The organism is Psychrobacter sp. AOP7-B1-24 (genome assembly GCF_052376215.1).
In the GTDB taxonomy this organism is placed as follows: domain Bacteria; phylum Pseudomonadota; class Gammaproteobacteria; order Pseudomonadales; family Moraxellaceae; genus Psychrobacter.
Map to the genome: position 1 here is coordinate 1 of NZ_JBQSVL010000136.1, position 3534 is coordinate 3534.

Consider the following 3534-nt stretch of genomic DNA (forward strand, 5'->3'; position numbering starts at 1 on the left):
AAGGGGCTAATCAGGAATAGAGAGCTGACGATGACCTACTCTCACATGGACGAATCCACACTACCATTGGCGCGATGATGTTTCACTTCTGAGTTCGGGAAGGGATCAGGTGGTGCCATCATGCTATTGTCGTCAGCAAAGGGGGTTAGATATGAGTCTGTTTTTAGTTTTACTTATTTGACTAAGTATCACTTAACCTAACTGAATCAAGGTTAAAGGTGATATCGAAATGTTCTGTCTATGACAGATTAATTAGACTTGATACAAACCACTTGGGTGTTGTATGGTCAAGCCAAACGAGCAATTAGTACAGGTTAGCTACACGCATCGCTGCGCTTCCACACCCTGCCTATCAACGTCCTAGTCTTGAACGGCTCTTTAGGGAAATCTAATCTTGAGGTGGGCTTCCCGCTTAGATGCTTTCAGCGGTTATCCCATCCGAACGTAGCTACCGGGCAATGCCATTGGCATGACAACCCGAACACCAGTGGTTCGTCCACTCTGGTCCTCTCGTACTAGGAGCAGATCCTCTCAAATTTCCAACGCCCACGGTAGATAGGGACCGAACTGTCTCACGACGTTCTAAACCCAGCTCGCGTACCTCTTTAAATGGCGAACAGCCATACCCTTAGGACCTGCTTCAGCCCTAGGATGAGATGAGCCGACATCGAGGTGCCAAACACCGCCGTCGATATGAACTCTTGGGCGGTATCAGCCTGTTATCCCCAGAGTACCTTTTATCCGTTGAGCGATGGCCCTTCCATACAGAACCACCGGATCACTAAGACCTACTTTCGTACCTGCTCGACTTGTGGGTCTCGCAGTTAAGCGCGCTTTTGCCTTTATACTCTACGACCGATTTCCGACCGGTCTGAGCGCACCTTCGTACTCCTCCGTTACTCTTTAGGAGGAGACCGCCCCAGTCAAACTACCCACCATACATTGTCCTCGGTATTGTTATACCTGAGTTAGAACCCCAACATGACCAGGGTGGTATTTCAAGATTGGCTCCACAAACACTAGCGTGTCTGCTTCAAAGCCTCCCACCTATCCTGCACAAGTCAGGTCAAAGTTCAATGTAAAGCTGTAGTAAAGGTTCACGGGGTCTTTCCGTCTAGCCGCGGGTACACAGCATCTTCACTGCGATTTCGATTTCACTGAGTCTCTGCTGGAGACAGCGCTGCCATCATTATGTCATTCGTGCAGGTCGGAACTTACCCGACAAGGAATTTCGCTACCTTAGGACCGTTATAGTTACGGCCGCCGTTTACTGGGGCTTCGATCAAGAGCTTCGCTTACGCTAACCCCATCAATTAACCTTCCAGCACCGGGCAGACATCACACCCTATACGTCCACTTTCGTGTTTGCAGAGTGCTGTGTTTTTAATAAACAGTTGCAGCAGCCTGGTATCTGCGACTGCCAACAGCTCAAGGAGCAAGTCCTATCACCATCAACAGCGTACCTTCTCCCGAAGTTACGGTACCATTTTGCCTAGTTCCTTCAGCAGAGTTCTCTCAAGCGCCTTGGTATTCTCTACCTGATCACCTGTGTCGGTTTAGGGTACGATTCGTTTATAACTATTGCTTAGAAGCTTTTCCTGGAAGCATGGTATTTGCCACTTCGTCTTACAAGTAAGACTTGCTATAAGATCTCGGTATAGAATAGCCCGGATTTACCTAAGCTATAAACCTACATCCTTTCACCTGGACAACCAACGCCAGGCTGACATAACCTTCTCCGTCCCTCCATCGCATTATAAACAAGTATCGGAATATTAACCGATTTCCCATCGACTACGCCTTTCGGCCTCGCCTTAGGGGTCGACTCACCCAGCCCCGATTAACGTTGGACTGGAACCCTTGATCTTCCGGCGTGCGAGCTTTTCACTCGCATTATCGTTACTCACGTCAGCATTCGCTCTTGTGATACCTCCAGCATGCTTTACAACACACCTTCACAGGCTTACACAACGCTCCCCTACCACTTGAAAACAAATTCAAATCCGCAGCTTCGGCTCCTAGTTTGAGCCCCGTTACATCTTCCGCGCGGGCCGACTCGACTAGTGAGCTATTACGCTTTCTTTAAAGGATGGCTGCTTCTAAGCCAACCTCCTAGCTGTCTATGCCTTCCCACCTCGTTTCCCACTTAACTAGGAATTTGGGGCCTTAGCTGGCGGTCTGGGTTGTTTCCCTCTCCACGATGGACGTTAGCACCCACCGTGTGTCTCCCGGATATCACTCATCGGTATTCGGAGTTTGCATCGGTTTGGTAAGTCGGTATGACCCCCTAGCCGAAACAGTGCTCTACCCCCAATGGTGTTCGTCCGAGGCGCTACCTAAATAGCTTTCGGGGAGAACCAGCTATCACCGAGTTTGATTAGCCTTTCACCCCTATCCACAAGTCATCCCCTGGCTTTTCAACGACAGTGGGTTCGGTCCTCCGGTGCCTGTTACGGCACTTTCAACCTGCTCATGGATAGATCACTCGGTTTCGGGTCTATACCCTGCAACTAGACGCCCTATTAAGACTCGGTTTCCCTACGGCTCCCCTAAACGGTTAACCTTGCTACAGAATATAAGTCGCTGACCCATTATACAAAAGGTACGCGGTCACCTAACAAGTAGGCTCCCACTGCTTGTACGCACACGGTTTCAGGTTCTATTTCACTCCCCTCACAGGGGTTCTTTTCGCCTTTCCCTCACGGTACTGGTTCACTATCGGTCAGTCAGGAGTATTTAGCCTTGGAGGATGGTCCCCCCATCTTCAAACAGGATTTCTCGTGCCCCGCTCTACTTAATATGTTAACGCTAATGTTTCGAATACAGGACTATCACCTACTACGGTCAGCTTTCCCACGCTGTTCTTCTACATTAGCACTAATCGGCTTCTCCCCGTTCGCTCGCCGCTACTAGGGGAATCTCAATTGATGTCTCTTCCTAAGGGTACTGAGATGTTTCACTTCCCCTCGTTTGCTTCTTGTACAAGTACAAGATACCTAGCTTATGCTAGGTGGGTTTCCCCATTCAGAAATCTCCGGATCACAGGATATTGCCGCCTCCCCGAAGCTTATCGCAGGCTGTCACGTCTTTCATCGCCTCTGACTGCCAAGGCATCCACCATGTGCGCTTCATTACTTGACCATACAACCCCAAGTAGTCTTTCGACTTCATAGTGTCATACAATCTAATTATGATAACGATATCACCTAATTTTATACGCTTGATTCAGTTCTCTTTACTTTTTTAATAACTCACCCCTGGGATAACAACTGATGTCGTTAAGAGGTGAGCTATTAAGGTTAGAAACAACGCGTGAACACGTGTTCCTAACCCAGACTCATATCTATGTTTTTAAATAGTTCCTATGCTCTCGTCGAGTCATAAGTTCTGTATAAAACAGAAGTAAATAATCATGTCCGATTACTTAATTCTGTTTATTCTATTGCGTATTTATTATATGGTGGAGCCAAACGGAGTCGAACCGTTGACCTCCTGCGTGCAAGGCAGGCGCTCTACCAACTGAGCTATGGCCCC

Annotated in this window: 1 tRNA gene and 2 rRNA genes; all 3 read right to left on the minus strand. The window is 48.4% G+C overall.

Annotated features, from left to right (window positions below):
• Positions 1-22: 22 nt before the first annotated feature.
• Positions 23-137: ribosomal RNA gene (gene rrf / locus ACT3QP_RS14365) — 5S ribosomal RNA — on the minus strand.
• A 146-nt stretch (positions 138-283) separates the two neighbouring features.
• Positions 284-3141: ribosomal RNA gene (locus ACT3QP_RS14370) — 23S ribosomal RNA — on the minus strand.
• Positions 3142-3458: 317 nt separating this feature from the next.
• Positions 3459-3534, minus strand: a tRNA-Ala gene (locus ACT3QP_RS14375).